Genomic DNA, 1119 nt, shown 5'->3' with positions numbered 1-1119 from the left:
GACCGAGGACCGCCTCGAGCTTGTCGGCGATGGCCGCGAACGGGCCGCTGGCGAGGTCGCCGGCCTGCCGCGCCATGTGGATGTCGTCGAGGACCGGCAGCAGCGACTCGACGACGCTGCCCACGGCGGTCGTGCGGATGACGTCGCGGTCGCGGTCGACACGCTTCTTGTAGTTGACGTACTCGGCCTGCAGCCGCTGGAGGTCGGCGAGGTAGGACGCGGCGAGCGCGTCCTCCTGCTCCAGCGCCTCACGCTCGTCGGCGCGCTCGGTGCCCGCTCCGTGGTCGAACTCGTCGTCCCCGCCGGGCTCGGACGACGCGCCCGGACCACCCTCGTAGTACGAGTGGTGGCCCCGCGAACCGGAGTCGGCCGCACCGGCGCCGGCCGCACCGGCGGCGCCGGAGGCGCCACCGGTGCCGGGGGTGCCGGCGGCCTGGCCGCCGGCACCCTGCGCGTCCGTCACCTCGGGGCCACCGGCGCCGGGCCGCACGGCCTCGGCCTCGGGGTTCGGGGTGCTGTTGGACTCGGTCACTTGGCTTCCCTTGCCTCGTCCTCGTCGACGACCTCGGCGTCCACGACGTCGTCGTCGGCCGCACCGGAGCCCGTCGGACCGGACTGGCCGCCGGTCGGACCCGTGCCGTCGGAGCCCGCCGCGCCGGCCGAGGCGGCGCTCGCCTGCTCCGACGCGTAGACCGCCTGGCCCATGGCCTGGGACTTGGTGTTGAGGTCCTCGATCTTGGCCTTGATGTCCTCGACCGTGGCCTCGGAGCCCTCGGCGATCGCGGCCTTGAGGTCGGCGAGCGACTCCTCCACCGGCGTCTTGACGTCAGCCGGGATCTTGTCGCCGGACTCCTTGAGGAAGTTCTCGGTCGAGAAGACGAGCTGCTCGGCCTGGTTGCGCACCTCGGCCTGCTCCCGGCGCTGCCTGTCCTCCTCGGCGTGCGCCTCGGCGTCCTTGACCATGCGGTCGATCTCCTCCTTGGACAGGGCCGAGCCGCCGGTGATCGTCATCTTCTGCTCCTTGCCGGTGCCCTGGTCCTTGGCACTGACGTTGACGATGCCGTTGGCGTCGATGTCGAAGGTGACCTCGATCTTCGGCACGCCGCGCGGTGCCGGCGC

General features: G+C 72.7%; 2 protein-coding genes. Both read right to left on the bottom strand.

Features of this window, described 5'->3' with window-relative positions:
- A partial coding sequence (locus tag ACPYOM_RS22020) for a nucleotide exchange factor GrpE (RefSeq protein WP_481347594.1) occupies positions 1-532 on the bottom strand: 532 nt, incomplete at its 3' end.
- Positions 529-1119: Hsp70 family protein (locus ACPYOM_RS22015; protein WP_481347593.1), on the bottom strand; the 591-nt coding region annotated here is incomplete at its 5' end. The genes ACPYOM_RS22015 and ACPYOM_RS22020, both read right to left, overlap by 4 nt.

The organism is Monashia sp. HAY1-2A, from assembly GCF_056755315.1.
Note: the sequence above shows the minus strand (reverse complement) of the source record. Positions and strands in the feature narration are given on the sequence as shown.